Annotated in this window: 12 protein-coding genes; 6 read left to right on the top strand and 6 right to left on the bottom strand. The window is 38.8% G+C overall.

The genetic code is table 11. The annotated features are described in order from the left end of the window. Window positions 1-13 precede the first annotated feature (13 nt). The 4 genes from tpx to MK482_RS08290 form a co-directional block, all read right to left on the bottom strand. Entirely contained in the window at window positions 14-508 is a 495-nt protein-coding gene (tpx, locus tag MK482_RS08275) for a thiol peroxidase (RefSeq protein WP_201058351.1), read from the bottom strand. 121 nt (window positions 509-629) lie between these two features. Beyond that, the gene (gene psaA, locus MK482_RS08280) at window positions 630-1,559 is read right to left on the bottom strand and encodes a metal ABC transporter substrate-binding lipoprotein/adhesin PsaA (protein WP_000733069.1); all 930 of its coding nucleotides are present in this window, start codon (window positions 1,557-1,559) and stop codon (window positions 630-632) included. A 31-nt stretch (window positions 1,560-1,590) separates the two neighbouring features. Further along, on the bottom strand, window positions 1,591-2,439 hold the full coding sequence (locus MK482_RS08285; protein ID WP_268718466.1) for a metal ABC transporter permease: 849 nt from the start codon (window positions 2,437-2,439) through the stop codon (window positions 1,591-1,593). Then, entirely contained in the window at window positions 2,436-3,158 is a 723-nt protein-coding gene (locus tag MK482_RS08290; protein WP_000619162.1) for a metal ABC transporter ATP-binding protein, read from the bottom strand. Before MK482_RS08290 ends, MK482_RS08285 begins: the two co-directional genes overlap by 4 nt. Before the next feature lie 179 nt (window positions 3,159-3,337). Here MK482_RS08290 and pepO point away from each other — a divergent pair, with 179 nt between their 5' ends. Further along, window positions 3,338-5,230 (top strand): endopeptidase PepO, encoded by a 1,893-nt coding sequence (gene pepO / locus MK482_RS08295; RefSeq protein WP_268718467.1) that lies wholly within the window; start codon window positions 3,338-3,340, stop codon window positions 5,228-5,230. A 59-nt stretch (window positions 5,231-5,289) separates the two neighbouring features. Further along, window positions 5,290-6,054 (top strand): lipoprotein, encoded by a 765-nt coding sequence (locus MK482_RS08300; RefSeq protein ID WP_153220180.1) that lies wholly within the window; start codon window positions 5,290-5,292, stop codon window positions 6,052-6,054. 93 nt (window positions 6,055-6,147) lie between these two features. Here MK482_RS08300 and MK482_RS08305 read toward each other — a convergent pair whose 3' ends face one another. Beyond that, window positions 6,148-6,777 carry an MBL fold metallo-hydrolase gene (locus MK482_RS08305; protein ID WP_268718468.1) on the bottom strand — a complete coding sequence of 210 codons (630 nt, stop codon included), beginning with the start codon at window positions 6,775-6,777 and terminating at the stop codon, window positions 6,148-6,150. A gap of 656 nt (window positions 6,778-7,433) precedes the next feature. Here MK482_RS08305 and MK482_RS08310 point away from each other — a divergent pair. Next, entirely contained in the window at window positions 7,434-16,163 is an 8,730-nt protein-coding gene (locus tag MK482_RS08310) for a YSIRK-type signal peptide-containing protein (protein ID WP_268718469.1), read from the top strand. 90 nt (window positions 16,164-16,253) lie between these two features. Here MK482_RS08310 and MK482_RS08315 read toward each other — a convergent pair whose 3' ends face one another. After that, a complete protein-coding gene (locus MK482_RS08315; protein WP_261087213.1) occupies window positions 16,254-17,327 on the bottom strand; it encodes a DUF2974 domain-containing protein in 1,074 nt (357 codons plus the stop codon). Window positions 17,328-17,482: 155 nt separating this feature from the next. On the opposite strand from MK482_RS08315, the gene MK482_RS08320 reads away from it, so the two are divergent. The 3 genes from MK482_RS08320 to MK482_RS08330 all read left to right on the top strand — a co-directional run bounded on the left by MK482_RS08320 (window position 17,483) and on the right by MK482_RS08330 (window position 21,454). After that, window positions 17,483-18,160 (top strand): response regulator transcription factor, encoded by a 678-nt coding sequence (locus MK482_RS08320; protein ID WP_000548991.1) that lies wholly within the window; start codon window positions 17,483-17,485, stop codon window positions 18,158-18,160. Next, window positions 18,153-19,127, top strand: coding sequence for a sensor histidine kinase (locus tag MK482_RS08325; protein ID WP_261056145.1), 975 nt, complete (start codon window positions 18,153-18,155; stop codon window positions 19,125-19,127). Before MK482_RS08320 ends, MK482_RS08325 begins: the two co-directional genes overlap by 8 nt. Before the next feature lie 797 nt (window positions 19,128-19,924). Beyond that, a complete protein-coding gene (locus tag MK482_RS08330) occupies window positions 19,925-21,454 on the top strand; it encodes an ATP-binding cassette domain-containing protein (protein ID WP_268718470.1) in 1,530 nt (509 codons plus the stop codon). Window positions 21,455-21,764 lie beyond the last annotated feature (310 nt).

A 21,764-nucleotide genomic window follows, 5' to 3' on the forward strand; every position in this document is an offset into this window, starting at 1 on the left:
GCCATGATGGCTTCTAATTTAGTTCTTTAGCAGCTGCAATTGCGGCTTCGAAGTTTGGTTCAGAGTTGATATTGTCCACGTATTCAACGTAGCGAATCGTATTGTCAGTATCGAGGACAAAGACTGCGCGTGCCAATAGGTGCCACTCATTGATTAAGAGGGCGTAATCACGTCCAAAGGAATGGTCAAAGTAGTCTGATAGCATAATCGCATTTTCAATTCCTTCAGCTCCACACCAACGCTTTTGGGCAAAAGGTAGATCCATAGAAACAGTCAATACGACTGTGTTGTCCAGTCCAGCCAGTTCTTGGTTGAAACGGCGAGTTTGAGTTGAGCAGATACCTGTATCGATAGAAGGCACGACACTCAAGACTTTTTTCTTACCATCAAAATCAGCCAGAGATTTTTTAGAAAGGTCTGTTGTAGTGAGAGAAAAATCAAGCGCCTTGTCGCCGACTTGTAGTTGTTTACCTGTAAAGCTCACAGGATTTCCGAGAAAAGTTACCATAGGATACTCCAATCTTTTTTCTTCCATTTTAGCTGAAACGGTCAGAATTTTCCAATGATTTGACTGGAAATATGGGCATAGAAAAAACGCCAGCTCATGTGAGAATGACGTTTTCAGAGGCTTATTTTGCCAATCCTTCAGCAATCTTGTCAAGGTTGTATTTCATCATGTTGTAGTAGCTGTCGCCTTCTTTACCTTGTTCTGCGATAGAGTCAGTAAAGATTTGTGCGTAGATTGGGATATTTGTATCTTGTGAGACAGTCTTCATTGGACGGTCATCTACACTTGATTCTACAAAGAGTGATGGAACTTTTGTTTGGCGAAGTTTTTCAACCAAGGTCTTGATTTGTTCAGGTGTTCCTTCTTCTTCAGTATTGATTTCCCAGATGTAGGCACTTGGGACACCATAGGCTTTAGAGAAGTATTTGAATGCTCCTTCGCTGGTTACAATGAGTTTCTTTTCAGCAGGGATGTTATTAAATTTATCCTTACTTTCTTTATCAAGTTTGTCTAACTTATCAGTATATTCTTTGAGATTTTTTTCATAGAATTCCTTGTTGTTAGGATCTTTAGCGCTCAATTGTTTGGCGATATTTTTAGCAAAGATAATTCCATTTTCAAGGTTAAGCCAAGCGTGTGGGTCTTCTTTACCTTTTTCATTTTTTCCTTCAAGGTAGATAACATCAACGCCTTCGCTGACTGCAAAGTAGTCTTTGTTTTCAGTTTTCTTAGCATTTTCTACCAATTTGCTAAACCAAGCATTGCCACCTGTTTCAAGGTTGATACCGTTATAGAAAATGAGGTCAGCCTCAGAAGTTTTCTTAACATCTTCAGGGAGTGGTTCGTATTCGTGTGGGTCTTGTCCAATCGGAACGATACTGTGAAGATCAATCTTGTCACCAGCAATATTTTTAGTAATATCAGCGATGATTGAGTTTGTAGCAACAACTTTTAGTTTTTGACCAGAAGCTGCATCTTTTTTTCCGCTAGCACATGCTACAAGAGCAATAACGGAAAGAAAGAGAACGAGTAATGTACCTAATTTTTTCATTAGATCCTCCAATTTATTGGGGTTTTGCCCCTTATTTTAACAAATGTTTATTTTTCAGTTTCAAATATCGTTGTTTAGGAGAGATAAAGAAACTGATTAAGAAGAAGCTAGCAGCTGTAAGTACGATGCTAGAACCAGCTGCTAAGTTTAAACTATAGCCAATAAAGAGTCCCAAAACTGAAGCTGTAGCTCCAAAGGTTGAGGAAAGGAAAATCATACTTTTCAGGCTATTAGCATACAGATAAGCAGTTGCAGCTGGGGTAATCAGCATGGCTACAATCAGGATAGTTCCAACACTTTGCATGGCTGTCACAGACACGAGAGTCAGGAGTATCATGAGGAGGTAGTGATAGAAATTGACAGGCATTCCCATGGCTTTAGCCAGAAGTTCATCAAAGGAAGTGATCAAGAGTTGCTTGAAGAAAATCCAGATCAACAAGAGAATGGCTGCCCCCACACCCATAGTAATAAACATATCCGTATCTTGGACGGCTAGAATATTACCAAAAAGGATATGGAAAAGGTCAGTTGAACTTTTAGCGACACTAATCAAGATGATACCGAGGGCTAAGAAAGAAGAAAAGGTAATGCCGATGGCGGTATCGCTTTTGATAATCGAGTTCCCCTTGATGTAGGTAATGATGATAGCAGCTAGCAATCCAAAGACAATGGCTCCGATAAAGAAGTCAAGGCCCAAGATGAAGGAGAGGGCTACACCTGGTAAGACAGCATGTGAAATAGCATCTCCCATGAGTGACATCCCACGTAGAATGATGAAACATCCCACAGCTCCAGCTACGACCCCGACGACAATAGCTGTTATCAAGGCATTTTGTAGGAAATGGAATTTTTGCAATCCATCGATAAATTCTGCAATCATAGGTCACCTCCATTGAAAAAGAGTCGATTACCGTAAGCTTCTTTGAGATTGGCTTCGGTAAAGGTTTCTTTGGTTGGACCAAAGGCAATCACTTCTCGATTGACAAGTAAGACTTGATCGAAGTAGTGGGAAACCTTGCTGAGGTCGTGGTGAACGATGAGAACCGTCTTACCAGCTTTTTTCAAATCTCTCAGCGTATTCATGATGATTTCCTCACTGACAGAGTCAATCCCAACAAAGGGTTCATCCAAGAGGATATAATCGGCTTCCTGCACCAAACATCTGGCAATCAAGACCCGCTGGAATTGACCTCCAGACAGTTGACTGATTTGACGTTCAGCGTAGTCAGCTAGGCCGACGATTTCAAGGGCTTCCTCTACTTTTTTCCAATGTTTAGCATTTAAACTGCGAAAGAGAGGAATAGAAGGAAATAGTCCTAGCGAGACACATTCCTTGACCTTGATGGGAAAGTTGTAGTCGATATTGATTTTTTGTTCGACATAGGCAATTCGGTGTAAGGATTTTTTAACTTCCTTGTCATCGAGAAATGCCTGACCTTGATGTGGGATAATTCCCAGCATACCTTTTAATAATGTTGATTTTCCAGCGCCGTTTGGACCAATGATTCCGGTAATTGTTGGTCCTTGGAGCACTAGTGAAATATCCTTAAGTGCCAACGTTTCTTTGTAGGAGACACTGAGGTTTTCGATACGTATCATAAACTTGTATTCCTCCTTACTCTTAATATACCTTAAAAAAAAAATTAAGTCAAGTTAATTTTTGAAAAAATTAAAATAATAACTGAAAAACAATAGAAAATATCAGTTCATTTTTAATTGCATTCCCAGGTAATTTTTGTTAAGCTAGCAATAACTTAAAAAATGAAAGCGAGAACAAGATGACACGTTATCAAGATGATTTTTATGATGCAATCAATGGAGAATGGCAGAAGACAGCTGAAATCCCAGCAGATAAGTCTCAAACTGGAGGTTTTGTTGATTTAGACCAGGAAATTGAAGACCTGATGCTGGCGACAACAGACAAGTGGTTGGCAGGAGAAGAGGTGCCTGAGGATGCTATCTTGGAAAACTTTGTCAAATACCACCGCCTAGTTCGTGATTTTGACAAGAGAGAAGCTGACGGTATCAAACCTGTCTTACCACTCCTTAAAGAATTCCAAGAATTGGAGACTTTTGCAGATTTCACTTCCAAACTAGCAGAGTTCGAGCTTGCAGGAAAACCTAACTTCCTTCCTTTTGGTGTATCGCCAGACTTTATGGATGCCAGAATCAACGTTTTATGGGCTAGCGCTCCAAGCACTATTCTGCCAGATACGACCTATTATGCAGAAGACCATCCTCAGCGCGAAGAGCTCTTGACTCTTTGGAAAGAAAGCAGCGCAAATCTCCTCAAGGCTTATGATTTCTCTGATGTAGAAATTGAAGACTTGCTAGAGAAAAGACTAGAATTGGACCGCCGAATTGCGGCAGTGGTGCTCTCTAATGAAGAAAGTTCAGAATATGCTAAACTCTACCATCCATATGCTTACGAAGATTTCAAGAAATTTGCGCCTGCCCTACCTTTGGATGACTTCTTCCAAGTCGTTCTTGGACAAGTACCAGACAAGGTTATCGTAGACGAGGAACGTTTCTGGCAAGCAGCAGACCAATTCTATAGTGAAGAGGCCTGGCCTCTCCTCAAGGCAACCTTAATTTTAAGTGTTGTTAATCTCTCAACCAGCTATTTAACAGAAGAAATCCGTGTCTTGTCAGGCGCCTATAGCCGTGCGCTTTCAGGGGTTCCAGAAGCCAAAGACAAGGTCAAGGCAGCCTACCAGCTAGCACAAGGTCCTTTCAAACAAGCCTTGGGTCTCTGGTATGCCCATGAAAAATTCTCTCCAGAGGCCAAGGCAGATGTGGAGAAAAAAGTGGCAACCATGATTGATGTCTATAAGGAACGCTTGGCTAAAAATGACTGGCTGACTCCTGAAACTCGTGACAAGGCCATCGTTAAACTCAATGTTATCAAGCCTTATATCGGTTACCCAGAAGAATTGCCAGAACGCTACAAGGACAAGGTAGTGGATGAGACTGCTAGTCTTTTTGACAATGCTCTAGCCTTTGCGCGTGTGGAAATCAAACACAGTTGGAGCAAGTGGAATCAGCCTGTAGACTACAAGGAATGGGGCATGCCTGCTCATATGGTCAACGCCTACTACAATCCACAGAAGAACCTGATTGTCTTCCCAGCGGCTATTTTGCAGGCGCCTTTTTATGACTTGCATCAGTCATCTTCTGCTAACTACGGTGGGATTGGGGCGGTTATTGCTCATGAAATTTCCCACGCCTTTGATACCAACGGAGCATCCTTTGATGAAAATGGTAGCCTCAAGGACTGGTGGACAGAGAGTGACTATACTGCCTTCAAGGAGAAAACACAAAAAGTTATTGACCAATTTGATGGACAAGATTCTTATGGAGCAACTATCAATGGTAAATTGACTGTATCAGAAAACGTGGCTGACTTAGGAGGAATCGCTGCAGCGCTTGAAGCAGCTAAGAGAGAACCAGACTTCTCAGCAGAAGAATTCTTCTACAACTTCGGTCGCATCTGGCGCATGAAAGGTCGTCCAGAATTTATGAAACTTTTGGCTAGTGTCGATGTGCACGCACCAGCCAAACTCCGTGTCAATGTCCAAGTACCAAACTTCGATGACTTCTTTACAACCTATGATGTCAAAGAAGGAGACGGTATGTGGCGTTCACCAGAAGACCGCGTGATTATTTGGTAATGAATCCAATCTAATACTAAAATCCGTAAATCTGCATAGAATGGGTTAAAGAGGTTAACATGAAGAAATTTTTAATAATGCTTTCAGCTATTCTTACTGTTTTTGTTTTAGCATCTTGTGGAGCAAACAAAAAAGATGAAAAAATAGAACCTTCGGCAACACAATCATCTTCTACCAAAGAGGAACAGAAGGAAACCTCTACGAAGTCAGAGAGTCAAACTAGTACAAGCTCTTCAATGGCAACACCGTCAACAACAATGGAAACGAAAAGCGAAACAGGAAAAGATTTGTACAAGGAAGTAATAGAGCGGTACAATCACTATCAGGCACTTTTAAGTAGTGGTGACCGAGAATCTTTATACGAAAAGTTGAAACAGAATAAGATTTTTTCTGAAGAGTATGGCTATATCTTTACACTAAGCACCTACGATAAACCAGCTAGTCTCCATTATGTATACGCTGATTTAAATAATGACGGTCAAGATGAATTGATTATTGGAGATAAAAAATATATAGGGGCCATTTACTACTTGGAAAATCGAAAACCAAAGTTGCTTCATACAGCTTATGTAGCTTCTGCAGGTGGTTTTCGTTCAAGTCTAGTCGTTTATGAAAACGGTCAAGTCAGATATGCAGACTGGCAGTCAACACGACCAGAAATGAACTTAAGTCTGTATGCTTTTGATAAAGACGGAGTACAGAAGGTTCAGGAAGGTATCTTTCAAATTGGTAGTGATCAAAAGCCAGAGCAAATCTTAGAGATTTCTTCTAATGAACTTGATTTAGCTAAATTTGATTGGAAAGAATTTGAGCCAGTCAACTAGTATTTGATGAAATTTAAAATTAAGCTAGATTCTAAAGTCACAAAATAGCAATACACAAAAACCAAGGATAAAAATTCCTTGGTTTTTTGCTTGCTAGAAAAAAGGATTAAAGATCTTTTCGTGGGCGATAGTCGTAGCTGGACCATGTCCTGGATAGACATCGTAGTTTGGTAGGGTGAAGAGTTGGGTTTGGATACTATGGAGTAGCTGCTCTGTACTACCAGTCGGAAGATCTGTCCGTCCGATTGTTTCTCTAAAGAGGGAATCTCCGGTCAAGACTAGGTGAGCCTCAGGAAAGACGATTGAAACGCCGCCGATAGAGTGACCTGGTGTTGGCAAGACGGTAAAACGAAATTCCTCAAGCTGGTATTCCTCATGAAAGACAAAGGTGTGCTCTGCTGGTTTTGCAACCACATCTGCCATATCATCATGACGAGGGAGACCAGAGAGATTATCGACTGGAGTGTAAAGCCAGCTAGCTTCGCTCTCTGCGATATAGACAGGAGGATTGCCAAAAGTTTCGCGAACTAGGTCCAGACTCATGATATGGTCATAATGAGCGTGGGTCAAGAGAATAGCGCAGATAGGTTTGTTGATGTTCTCTATTGTCTGACGAATGGCTTCCCAATGGCTACCAGGATCGACGACGATGAGGTGTTTTTCACCTTCCAAGTAATAAGTATTTTCATAGGCAACAGGATTCACAGTTTTATGGATTTTCATATTAGCTCCAATCTCAAAGAATGTACTAAGATAAGTATAGCATAGTTAGGGAGAATAAAGTGGATAGAAATTCTTTCTCTTTTATTCCTTCTCTTTTAAAGAATGTTACTTGCTATCTACTTTATTCTGTTCAAAATAGAGATAGCTATTTTTAGAGCTAGGAACTAGCTAGAATTTTTAAAGATTTCATAGAGCTTTTAATTGATTTAGATGGAATTTAAAGCTAACGAGCTGGAGAGTAAATTATTGAAAAATGGATAATGAATCAAATAAATTGTATTTTATAGTATAGTGAAGTTTTTGTCTGTAACCAGTAAAATATACATGTAAAATTAATTTAATTTAATATATTAAAATTATAAAAATAGAGTGTATGACCTATGACAGCTTGCTGCATCTTATTTTACAAGTAAAAGAGTCTGAAAATTGTTGTATTTTTGGAAAATATTTATTTTAAATTTAGAATAAAAAATAAGCCATTTTATTTGCCATAGACTAGGAAATATGATATCATAAAGCTGTATGTTGTAGACACATTTTTAGTATAAAACGATAACTTCTAATATCTTTTATTTCATTTAAGATTAGTCGTGAATTTTTTTATAACTAAAACCTGTAAACTAACATCAAAATAAAAAAGGAGGTTGTGGGTCTAAATGAAAGGCAAGCAACAACAAGATTTTAGAGTAGAAAAGTACATCCGTTACGGTATCCGGAAATATAGCTTTGGAGCAGCATCAGTAGCAATTGCAGCTGGTTTGATGTTCCTTGGAAGTGGTGCGGTATCAGCAACGGAAGTTCAAGGTGCTGAAGCATCAGTAGCAGCAACTACTGCGCCAGCAAATCAAGCGGATTCTAATAAAGAGAAGGAAGCCGTTAAGCCAGAAACTAAAGTAGCGGAAGCTAAACCAGAGGTTAAAGCAGAGAAAGCTAAACCAGAGGAAGCTCCTAAAGAAGTAGTGGCTCCTAAATTGGATAAGAGTCAATTAGAGGCTTATGTTAACCAGGTAGCAGGAAATATAGCTGCAGGTAAATATGCAAACAAGACAGACGAAAGTTTGGCTCTTTTGAATGCAGATTTGGAAGCGGCAAAAGCAGCTCTTTCAAGTGCTACTAGTCAAGATGAGTTAAAAGCTGCTTACAACAAACTTGTAACAACTGTAAACTCAAAACTACAAAACAAACCAGTTGAGAAAAAAGAAACTCCAGCAGTTGATACTACAAATGGTAAAGAAACTGTAGGGAAGAGAGCGGGAAATACTGAGAAAAAATCTGAGTCAAACGCAATTGAAAACACTGGTTCTAAAGATGAACGTAATGGCAAAGAACTAGTCCAAGGTTCACACTTACGTTCGGCTAGTGAAGGCTATACCTTAGATTCTACAGAACTTAGAAAAGAAAATGGTGAATTTCTTGGTTCTACAGGTAAATCTTATCAAATTTTAGATGGAAATCAGAATTATAAAATTTATGTTCATGGATATCAATCTGAAAACACTGAGGTTCTTGCATCTAATAGTGGAAAAGCAGGGATAAGTGGTCGTACTGATATTCCTCTGTCAAAAACAGAAGCTCAGAAACTTGGACGCGAAGCAGAACTATGGAAAGGTAAAATTCGCCCTACAGGTCGTGCTAATGGGAATACAATATGGGGATCTGGAGGAGCGTATGAATACATAGCTACAGAAATCTATGGTTATACTTATGAACAAGGAAATCACTATGTATATATTACAGATGTGAAGAAAAGATTTAGTTTATCTGATGCAGCAAAAGCGGCAGGGTATAGTATTACAGATATAGTACTTACTAATATGGTTCCTGGTACTGTGTATAATGCAAACTCAGATACAGTAGAGGGATATGCGGCATCAACCCTTCAAAATGGTGTTTATGACATGCGTTACAAAGTTACTGTTACTAAACCAGATGGTTCTACTCAAGCAGTGGATTTTCGTAACTTAACAGCAGGTTGGGTTGGATGGCAAGATTCATCTGCACCACTTATTCAAGGGTCATCAAAACTAGTAACTATAGGCGATCAAGTTAGTCATGATATTAAATATGTTGATAATGATGGTATGACTAGAGATAATCGAGCAAACTATACTCGAAATGGTGAAAGGATAATAGCAGGGTCAGCAACAGCTGCGGCAAATGACCGACAAGCATCATTCACTGCAGTAGATGGAACTGTACTTACTACAGAATATAATCGAGAAACTCGAAATGCCCCACAAACAGTCACAGCTCATACTGCTTTAAATGGTAATTATACGGGAAGTAAAACTCCAATAAATGATGTTGTACCAGGATTAAATTATGATCCTAAGACAGGGTTGATTACTGGAACAGCAAGTGAAGCTGGGATTTTCACAACAGCTGTTTATGCGAAAGACTACAATAATACAACCAATGCAACAAATATGGATTGGAATATGTATGGTCAAGAAGCTCATGAAAATATTACAATTGCAGTAGCACCTAAGATAACTGTTAAGAATGTTGAAGCTTACGCAACAAATGTACCTGTGACAATTTCAAAAGGAGCTAACAAAGCTGAAATTACAATGCCAGATGGAACAGTTACAAAACTTGTAGTTAAAGATGGAAACTGGACAGTAGCTGCAGGTACTACTAATACAGCGGTACAAGAAGGTGCGGTATTAGCAGCAGCATCTGCAACAGGTGATTCAACTGTTAACTTAACTGTAACACCGGAATCTACTAAATATGTAGGTGTGGATAATATTGTAGCGAAAGCAACAACTGATAAGGTTAAAGCGAATATTCAACGTGAATTTGCTATGGTAACTGATGCAGCAAATAATACTCATAAAGCGGTATTTAACAGTGCAACAGGTAAATATACGTTACCTCTTGAAAAAGCTTACGAATTAAAAGATAATAATAACGGTACATCAACTCTTATTGAACGTCGTGTTTATACAGATGCTCAAGCAAATGGTGATGTTAAATTCATTGTTTATGAATTTGAACGTACATGGAGTGCAACATCTTCAGCGGCAACACTAGTAGATAAAATTGCTGAAATCCGTAAAAAAGGTGAGGTAACTGCAGTAGGAGCCGTTACACGTACAGAGACACTAGTTAAAAAAGATCACACATCTTCAGAACAAGGAATGGTAGTTACAGTAAGTTACGATTCATTAACAAACCAATGGACATCTTCTGACGGTTCAGCAGTAACAGCTAAAAAATCAAATGCTGGTTGGGAAATTGAGACAGAATCAGGATTCAAAGGATATGTAGCATACCGTGAAGCAATTTCGACAGACGTAGCATCAATTCAAAATGCTAAACCAACAGGGACTTCAACAAGTTATTCAGAAGCAAAAGATACATCAGTAGACTTAGTTAAATCAACTAAGGCAAACGTAGCATTCGCAGATACAATCGATGATAAAACATCAGCAACAGATTCTGATACTATCAAAACAAAAGTAACAGTAACTGCACCAGATGGAACAGTAACTAATTTTGATGGAGCTCAAGCTGAAGAAACTGCTTATATCACAGCACAACGTACAGCTGCAGAAAAAACAAAAGCGGCAGCAACAGCGATAAAAGAACAACAAGATACACAAAATGAATTAGCTCGTCTTCAAGAACTATTAGATCGTGCTTCAAGAATAGAAGGTGACGCGCAAAAAGCATTGGATAATTTAAAACTACGTTCGATCTCGACAACAGCTCAAGAGTTAGCAGAGAGAAAACTTGCGCAAGTTAAAGAGTTTAAAACATCTGTAGAAGCGCAATTAGCAACAGCTAAAGCAAATCTTGCAACAAAAGATACTGAAGTAGAGTCAACACGTGCTGCAGCTTTAGAAGCTGAAAAAGCAGTAGAAACTGCACGTACAGCTCTGAAAACAGCTGCAGAAGCAAACCTAGCTAAAGCTAACGCTTATGTATTATCTCAAAAAGGACGTTACAAAGTAACAGCAAGCGCAGTAGACTCAAACGGTGTTGTAACAACTCCAACAGTAGATGGAACAGATGCTGGTGAAGTTACAGAAGACGCAGTAGCAGAAACAACTTACTACATTGTAGTAACAGAACCAGAAAAATCATCAGGAGCTCAAGGTCAAAAACAAACTGACTCAATGGCAGACAATTTCAATGATGGAAAAGAAGGAACTACAGTATCAAATTACAAACTAGTAGATCCAAAAACAGGAGCAAAAGTTGCCTCATTAACAACTGCAGAAGGAACATACACTGTAGATTCAAATACAGGTGAAGTAACGTTCACTCCAGTAGAAGGATTTGTAGGAACTGCAAATCCGGTAACAGTAGCGGCTGATGTAACATTTAATGATGAGTCAGGAAATCCAGTGACAGTAGCGGTAGAAAATGCATATACACCAACTGTATATGGAATTGCACCATCTGCAGATGAAACTACAGGAAAACAAGGACAACCACAAACATCTAAATCAGGAAAAGATCGTTTCTCTGAATTAAATAATACAGATAATACATTAGATGGAACAAACGTAGACTGGACAACAGCTGCATACTCATTAGAAGGAGCTAATGCTGAAGGTAAAGTGGTAGTTGATGGAGAAGGAACATACTCAATCGATCCAGCAACAGGTGTAGTAACATTTGAACCACTTCCAACATTTACAGGAAAAGCTAAAGGTGTTAATGTACAAGTATCAGTAACAGCAACTGATTCAGAAGGAAACAAAGTTCCAGTTACTTCAAAAGGTAAATATACTCCAGAAGTAACAGCAGTAACACCGACAGGAACACCAGTTACATCTGAAGGTAAACAAGGTCAAGAACAAACAGGAAAACCAACATTTACACAAGGTGATGAAACAGCTCCAATCACAATTACACCAGAGCAACCAGCTAAATTCGTAGTAAATGGACAACCAGTAGACTCAACAGAAATTCCAGCAACAAAAGATGGAAAAGAAATTGGTAAGTATACAATCGATCCAACAACTGGATTAGTTACATTCAAACCAAATAAAGACTTCACAGGAACACCAGATCCAGCAACAGTAGAAGTAAAAGATAAGAATGGAACACCAGCTACAGCAACATACACACCAACAGTAACACCAGTAGTACCAACAGCTGAACCAAAAGAAACAACTGGAAAACAAGGACAACCACAAACTCAAGAAACTGAGTCAATGTTCAAAAAAGGTGACGAAGTAGCGCCAATCGATAAATCTACAGTTAAACTAGTAGATCCAAGTGGAAACGAAGTAACAACTCTTCCAGCAACAAAAGATGGAAAAGAAGTTGGAACATACACAATTGATCCAACAACAGGAGTAATCACATTCCAACCAAACAAAGACTTCACAGGAACACCAGATCCAGCGAAAGTTGTAGCTAAAGATACTAACGGAACAAAAGTAGAAACTACTTATACACCAACAGTAACACCAGTAGTACCAACAGCTGAACCAAAAGAAACAACTGGAAAACAAGGACAACCACAAACTCAAGAAACAGAGTCAATGTTCAAAAAAGGTGACGAAGTAGCGCCAATCGACAAATCTACAGTTAAACTAGTAGATCCAAGTGGAAACGAAGTAACAACTCTTCCAGCAACAAAAGATGGAAAAGAAGTTGGAACATACACAATCGATCCAACAACAGGAGTAATTACATTCCAACCAAACAAAGACTTCGTAGGAACACCAGATCCAGCAAAAGTTGTAGCTAAAGATACTAACGGAACAAAAGTAGAAACTACTTACACACCAACAGTAACGCCAGTAACACCAACAGGAAAACCAGTTACATCTGAAGGTAAACAAGGTCAAGAACAAACAGGAAAACCAACATTTACACAAGGTGATGAAACAGCTCCAATCACAATTACACCAGAGCAACCAGCTAAATTCGTAGTAAATGGACAACCAGTAGACTCAACAGAAATTCCAGCAACAAAAGATGGAAAAGAAATTGGTAAGTATACAATCGATCCAACAACTGGATTAGTTACATTCAAACCAAATAAAGACTTCACAGGAACACCAGATCCAGCAACAGTAGAAGTAAAAGATAAGAATGGAACACCAGCTACAGCAACATACACACCAACAGTAACGCCAGTTACACCAACAGCTGAGCCAAAAGAAACAACTGGAAAACAAGGACAACCACAAACTCAAGAAACAGAGTCAATGTTCAAAAAAGGTGACGAAGTAGCACCAATCGATAAATCTACAGTTAAACTAGTAGACCCAAGTGGTAACGAAGTAACAACAATGCCAGCGCTTAAAGATGGAAAAGAAGTTGGAACATACACAATCGATCCAACAACAGGAGTAATTACATTCCAACCAAACAAAGACTTCACAGGAACACCAGATCCAGCGAAAGTTGTAGCTAAAGATACTAACGGAACAAAAGTAGAAACTACTTATACACCAACAGTAACGCCAGTTACACCAACAGCTGAGCCAAAAGAAACAACTGGAAAACAAGGACAACCTCAAACTCAAGAAACTGAGTCAATGTTCAAAAAAGGTGACGAAGTAGCGCCAATCGACAAATCTACAGTTAAACTAGTAGATCCAAGTGGTAACGAAGTAACAACAATGCCAGCGCTTAAAGATGGAAAAGAAGTTGGAACATACACAATTGATCCAACAACAGGAGTAATCACATTCCAACCAAACAAAGACTTCACAGGAACACCAGATCCAGCGAAAGTTGTAGCTAAAGATACTAACGGAACAAAAGTAGAAACTACTTACACACCAACAGTAACGCCAGTTACACCAACGGCTGAGCCAGCTAAAACAACAGACATCCAAGGTAAAACACAAGAAGGAACACCAACGTTCACTCAGGGTGATGAAACAGCGCCAATCACAATTACACCAGAGCAACCAGCTCAATTCGTAGTAGATGGAAAACCTGTTACAGATACAACAATTCCAGCAACAAAAGATGGAAAACAAATTGGAACATACACAATTGATCCAACAACAGGGAAAGTAACATTCACACCAAATAAAGACTTCGTAGGAACACCAGATCCAGCGACAGTACAAGTTAAAGATAAGAATGGAACACCAACATCAGCGACTTACACACCAACAGTTACACCGGTAACACCAACAGCTGAGCCAGCTGAAACAACAGATATCCAAGGTAAAGAACAAACAGGAAAACCTGAATTCAAACCAGGAAACCCAGAAGTACCAATGGATGATGAAGTGCCAGCAACATTCGAAGATGGTTCAAAAGAAAAAGTAATTCCAGGAGAAGGAACATACACAGTAGCACCAGACGGAACTGTAACGTTCACTCCAGAGAAAACATTCACAGGAAAAGGAACAGGAGTAACAGTTAAACGTGTAGATAAGAACGGAACACCAGTAACGGCTAAATACACACCAACAGTAACTCCAGTAACACCAGAAGGAACACCTGCAGAAACAACAGATATCCAAGGAAAAGAACAAACTGGAAAACCAACATTCAAACCAGGAAACCCAGAAGTACCAATGGATGATGAAGTACCAGCAACCTTCGAAGACGGTTCAACAACTAAGACAATTCCAGGTGAAGGAACATACACAGTTTCATCAGATGGCACAGTAACGTTCACACCTGAGAAGACATTCACAGGTAAAGGCACAGGCGTAACTGTTAAACGTGTAGATAAGAACGGTACGCCAGTAACGGCTAAATACACACCAACAGTAACCCCAGTAACTCCAGAAGGAACACCTGCTGAAACAACAGATATCCAAGGTAAAGAACAAAATGGTAAACCTGAATTCAAACCAGGCAACCCAGAAGTACCAATGGATGATGAAGTACCAGCAACCTTCGAAGATGGATCAACAACTAAGACAATTCCAGGCGAAGGAACTTACAAAGTAAATCCAGACGGTACAGTAACGTTCACACCAGAGAAGACATTCACAGGTAAAGGAACAGGCGTAACTGTTAAACGTGTAGATAAGAATGGCACACCAGTGACAGCTAAATACACACCAACAGTAACTCCAGTGACTCCAGAAGGAACACCTGCAGAATCTGAAGGACCTAAAGGGCAACCACAAACAGGAACACCTGAATTTAAACCAGGAAACCCTAATGTACCAATCGATGAAACTGTTAAACCAACATTTGACGATGGCACAACTGAGAAGAAAGTACCAGGTGAAGGAACATACACAATCGATGAAAACGGTAAAGTAACGTTCACACCAGAACCTGACTTCGTAGGAAAAGCTAAAGGTGTGACAGTTAAACGTGTAGATAAGAACGGAACACCTGTAACAGCTACTTACACTCCAACAGTTCGTCCTGATACTTCGTTCGTTGATAAAGATGGTAAACCACTTTCACCAACAGAAGATGGAACTAAACCAACTAAAGATATCCCAGGATACAAGATTGTTAAAACTGAAGTAGACGAAAAAGGAAATACAAAACACATCTATGAAAAAGTTACGACAACTTATAAAGATAAAGATGGTAATGTAATTCCAGGAACAACTACTGAAGAAGGTACAAATCCTAAGAAAGATATCCCAGGTTACCGCTTCGTAGAAACTAAGAAACTTCCAAACGGTGATACGGAGCACGTTTATGAGAAAGTTAAGACAAGTCACAAGGATAAAGACGGAAATGAAATTCCAAACTATCCAACAGAAGATGGCGAACAACCTAAGAAAGATATCCCAGGTTACCGCTTCGTAGAGACTAAGAAACTTCCAAATGGCGACATCGAACACGTTTATGAGAAAGTTAAGACATCATTCAAGGATAAAGAAGGAAATGAAATTCCAAACTATCCAACAGAAGATGGCGAACAACCTAAGAAAGATATCCCAGGTTACCGCTTCGTAGAGACTAAGAAACTTCCAAATGGCGACATCGAACACGTCTACGAAAAAGTTAAGACATCATTCAAGGATAAAGACGGAAATGAAATTCCAAACTATCCAACAGAAGATGGCGAACAACCTAAGAAAGATATTCCAGGCTACCGCTTCGTAGAAACTAAGAAACTTCCAAATGGAGATACAGAGCACGTCTACGAAAAAGTTAAGACATCATTCAAGGATAAAGAAGGAAACGAGATTCCAGGTAATCCAAGTGAAGATGGCGAACAACCTAAGAAAAATATCCCAGGTTACCGCTTCGTAGAAACTAAGAAACTTCCAAATGGCGACACAGTTCATGTTTATGAAAAAATTATTCCTTCTGTGAAACCAGAACCTGCGAAACCATCAAAACCAGCTCCAGCTAAACCAGCTAAGGAATTGCCTAATACTGGTACAGAAGATCACTCTAGCCTAGCAGCTCTTGGACTTCTTGGAGTATTGAGCGGATTTGGTCTTGTGGCACGCAAGAAAAAAGAAGACTAATCTTTTAATCATTAAAGATTAGACAAAGGAATTCAATTTCATAAATGAAAACCCAACTAATCAAACGATTAGTTGGGTTTTTTATGTGGATTATCTATTTTTCCAGGCTTGGTAACGGGTATCAATTAATAATTGGGTAAGACGTCCCATAGTTTCCCTTTCTTCTGGAGTGAGGAATTGAACTTGGACGAATAGATGACGAATGTGTTCGATAGCTTTTAAGGAAGACAGGTCATTGATGGAGCTAATCCCAGCATCTAGAATGGTGCCAAAGAAGAGATCGAAGTAGAGCTGAAGTTCCTCGTCAGGGACTGTCGCCACCCACTCCTTGAAGGTTGTATCTACCTGTTGGCTATCACTGTTGGTCTTATCCAGTTGTACGAAGTGTTTGTCCTCAATTTGCCAACTAAAGGTATCGTGCTGGGCGATACCACTTAAGGCAGTACTGTGCACGATGATTTGCTGGTTAGGGATTTCCATCATCATACCGATAATGGACCCTTGTGGGATGAAGACCTTGGCTCTATCCATTATCCCTTGATAGCCCTCGGTTTGTGTCAGTTCTTTGTGGAGACCAGGCGCATCAAAAGTATAAACTGCTATGATTTGATTTTGCAAGTTTTGCTCAATTTGACTAGCCGCATAGATGGCTAAATTTCCTCCCTTGGAATGCCCAGCCAGAATGACCTTTTGCTTAGGATGTTGGGCAAAAAAGGTCTTTAAATAGCGGAGGGCATGCTTTTGAGCAGGAATTTCCTTCATATAGGTTAGGTGGAAATCTTCCTTCCAGCCAATGATACTGTCATCTGTCCCACGAAAGACAATCAAATAGGTATCGAGAGTGAGGCGGTAGGTCATAGCCGCAAACTGCTTCTGCAGTTCAGGGTCGATGTCATTGATAAAATGGGAGAGTTTGCAATTTTTGAAGCGTTTGTGTTGAGCTAGTTCATCTAATAGCTGGAGGCGACTTTTACTGGTCAACATGTTAGGCTCCCTTGGAACCTGAGGTGCCAGGTCTAAAAGTCGCAGAGGAGTTGTGGAGACCAAATTATCAAAGGAGAGGTAGGTGATTTCTGTTAAGGCTAGAATGTCTAATTCATTCAAAGGAAGGTCGTAAAAGGAATCGTGTGCGACATCTTTCAGATAATCAAAAATATTGGCCATAATAGCTCCTTTCTTTTGATTTATCTTATCAAATTTCCCTCAAATTAGCTAGTAGGGTTGTCTTCCTTTGTTGGCTAAAAACAAGCTGCTTCAAATTCAGTTTCAGACCTTCGAGCATGGAAAAATCTGTTATAATAATAGAAAAGGAGGAGCGCATGCACAAGATTTTATTAGTAGAAGATGATCAGGTCATTCGTCAACAGGTTGGGAAAATGCTCTCTGAATGGGGATTTGAAGTGGTTCTGGTAGAAGACTTTATGGAAGTTTTGAGTCTTTTTGTCCAGTCGGAGCCTCATCTGGTCCTCATGGATATTGGATTGCCCTTGTTTAATGGCTATCACTGGTGTCAGGAAATCCGCAAGATTTCCAAGGTGCCTATCATGTTTCTGTCTTCGAGAGACCAGGCTATGGATATTGTCATGGCAATCAATATGGGGGCGGATGACTTTGTGACCAAGCCTTTTGACCAGCAGGTTCTTTTAGCCAAGGTTCAGGGCTTGTTGCGTCGTTCCTATGAGTTTGGGCGTGACGAGAGTTTACTGGAATATGCTGGTGTTATCCTCAATACCAAATCCATGGATTTACATTATCAAGGGCAAGTCTTGAATTTGACCAAGAACGAATTCCAGATTTTACGAGTTTTGTTTGAGCATGCAGGCAATATCGTAGCGCGTGATGACCTGATGCGGGAACTTTGGAACAGTGACTTTTTTATTGATGATAATACGCTCTCTGTCAATGTGGCTCGATTGCGTAAAAAGTTGGAAGAGCAGGGCTTGGTAGGATTTATCGAGACCAAGAAAGGGATAGGGTACGGACTGAAGCATGCTTGATTGGAAACAATTTTTTCTAGCCTATCTGCGTTCCCGTAGTCGTCTGTTTGTCTATCTGATTTCTTTGACGTTTCTGCTCTTACTCTTTCAGTTTTTATTTGCCAGTTTGGGAATTTACTTTCTCTACTTTTTCCTCTTGTGTTGCTTTGTAACCATTTTATTTTTCGCTTGGGACATATTGGTAGAAATGCAGGTATATCGTCAGGAAATTCTCTATGGGGAGAGGGAAGCTCAGTCTCCTTTGGAAAGAGTTTTAGCAGAAAAATTAGAAGCGCGTGAGATGGAACTTTATCAGCAGAAGTCAGATTCAGAAAGAAAACTGACGGATTTACTGGATTACTATACCTTGTGGGTCCATCAGATTAAGACCCCCATTGCAGCCAGTCAACTCTTAGTTGCAGAAGTAGCCGACCGCCAACTGAAGCAGCAATTAGAACAGGAAATTTTCAAGATTGATTCCTATACCAATCTAGTTTTACAGTACCTGCGTTTAGAAAGTTTCCATGATGATTTGGTCTTGAAGCAGGTGCAAATTGAGGACTTGGTCAAGGAAATAATTCGTAAATATGCTCTTTTCTTTATTCAAAAAGGCCTAAATGTCAACCTATATGACCTTGATAAAGAAATTGTGACGGATAAGAAGTGGTTACTAGTGGTCATTGAACAAATTATCTCAAATAGTCTCAAGTACACCAAGGAAGGTGGTCTGGAGATTTATATGGAAGGCCAGGAACTCTGTATCAAGGATACGGGAATCGGGATAAAAAACAGTGATGTCCTCCGAGTCTTTGAACGTGGCTTCTCAGGATATAATGGACGCCTAACTCAGCAGTCATCTGGACTTGGCCTCTATCTATCTAAGAAAATTTCTGAAGAACTGGGGCACCAGATTCGTATCGAGTCTGAGGTTGGAAAAGGAACGATAGTGCGGATTCAGTTTGCTCAAGTAAACTTAGTCCTTGAGTGAGAAGAGACAATGAGTTTTTACCCAATCTCTTTTTGCTATATTTCAGGATATTTGAAGACTGTTTTTTACAAAACCAATAATAGAATTTTTAATACGGAATATAGTATAAATACTGGTTCAAAGTGAAGTTTTGTATGCTTTATACTTTTGTTGAGTATAAAATCTATAAACTAAGGGTTAATTACAAAAATTAATTTGAGATGAAGTGAATTGTAGACTTGGGAAATGTCTCCTATTCGATTTCAGAATGAATCGTTGATACAGGATTAAAAGAACTGCAGCTTTCTTTTTATTTTGAATGAGATAGGTGTATATAGATTTGTGTAACTGGTGTAGAACTGTTTCCAAGAATTTATTGAATGTATCGAATACACACATCCTATTGATTTTGAACCAGTTTTTAATTTCTAAATGTTATAATAGTTTTATCAAGTAAAAGGAGACTACCATGATTGGAGACAATATAAAATTCTTACGAAAATCACATAATCTGATATAACCAGAATTTTCACGGATTGTGGGTGTGTCACGAAATAGCCTAAATCGTTAGAAAAACTGAAAAAGCTTACTTTCAATAGAAGTATTGGAAATATTCATTTTACATCTATCAAAGAAACATGGGATAGACCTATATTTTACAAAATAGCAAATTATACTTGGAATGATAGTAAAAACTGCAGAACTTGTGTGATTGCCAATTATTGCACTCAATGTCCTGGTATCGCACTATCTGAAACAGGGAATAGTAGAGATTGTTCTTCGATATGTAAAAAAAGTATTAGTAAGGAGTATCGTATATGCTACCATATCTTAAAACTATTAGATGGTATCTCTTCTTTAATTTTCTTTTTGGTGCAATATCGAATATCTGCACTGCTTTGTTACCGTATTTCACGCAGGCATTAATCAAAGGGGATTATCAAGTAGCTCTATATGGTTACTCTATGTCAGTGGCAGGCTATTTGAGTTGTAACTATATCCAAATGATACTTGATTGGAAGCAGGGGATTATCTTTTCGACTACTTTGAAAAATGAGTGGTTTCGTTCACTTCTGGGACTCAGTCACCACGATTTCAAGCAGAAAACAGTAGCAGAGTATATTTCCTATCAATCTAATGACCTAGATTCGTTGGAAAAGGATTACCTTCCTCCATTGATGAGTTTTATCAAACAAATTTTACGTATCATCATTTACGCTTTCATTATTAGCAGAACAATTAATCCTATTGTATCACTGATTTTAATCTTTTCCACTGGAATTAGTATTCAAATTCCTAAAATCGTTGGGAAGTTGACCGCTAATCGTAGACAGGTTTACTTGAAAAAACAAGGAGATTACTATCGAACTTTGGAGGATTTGCTCATGGGACATCATTTGGTAAATAAACTAACTATGTCGCATTTTTTGAATCAACAAAAGAGTTCTCTAAAGAATTTGCAGGATAAGTATTTTAAGTATGGTTTGACAAAAATTACAGGCATCTTATTGACAGGTGTTTCTTTTGAATTCATTAGTCTTGTTCTGTTTATTTATTTAGCCTACTCTCTATCTCACCAGCAACTCGGTATTCCTGAGGTGGTGGCGAGTTTCGGATATATTAATGCTTTTTCTGAACCAATACAGGAAATCCTTTATGATTTACAAATGTTAGAGTCCGTAAAGCCTGTAATCAAGAGTTTTCAAAACATTGTTGGGAGACCCGTTTCAGTTCAAGCACCTCAACATTCTTTTGATACGATTACTTTGAAAAACATTTCCAAACAACTGGGAGAATCAAAATTGATAATTACTTCCGCTACGATTCAAAAAGGGGATAAAATTGCGCTTATTGGTAAGAATGGTTCTGGAAAAAGTAGTCTTCTCAACATTTTAAATGGAACAGATGAAGATTTTGAAGGACAAATTGTGCTAGATGGGCTTGTTTTGGACCATCTTTGGGGAAGATTCGGTATGATTCTGCAACAAGAACATACATTTATTTCGAGTTATGAAAATAATGTAACACTATTCAATAGTTTCAATGAAAAATTCAGAGAAGAAGATTTTGAAAAAATTCCACCACAATCCCTGTCAGGTGGTCAGCAACAACGAATGTATTTAAATCGTGAGAAAAATCGTAAAAATCCATTGCTTATCCTAGACGAACCTTTCTCTGCCTTGGATACTAATCAGTTTAAAATGGAATTGGAAAGAGTTCTGGAACTACCAAGTGCCGTCATTGTTACTTTACATCGCCAAAACGAATTATTAAGTAAGTTTGACCAAGTTTGGGAAATTAAGAATGGAGAACTTGTAATTTTGAAATATCTAAATTATAAAGAATAAAACGCATAGTATCAAGGTTCAGGAGATACCGTTTTTCCTTCTTCGGATAAGGAAACAAAAATTTCTTGCTTCATCTATCTATTCAATTGATAGATTTCGTCAGAGAAAAACTGTAAAATTTTTGATATAATATAAAGGATGGACTGACGGATACTTAAAAGATAATTTTCAAAAGAATAACAGGTGAGAAGAAAAATATGTAAGATTGGACAGAAGTCTCTCTACCATCATCCATGCAGAAACAAGATTATATAAAATAAAAGGAGTAACCAATGAACGGAAATTATTCAACACGGGAATACCGTGAGAA

It is taken from the genome of Streptococcus mitis (assembly GCF_026782865.1).
GTDB classification, from domain to species: Bacteria; Bacillota; Bacilli; order Lactobacillales; family Streptococcaceae; genus Streptococcus; species Streptococcus mitis_CG.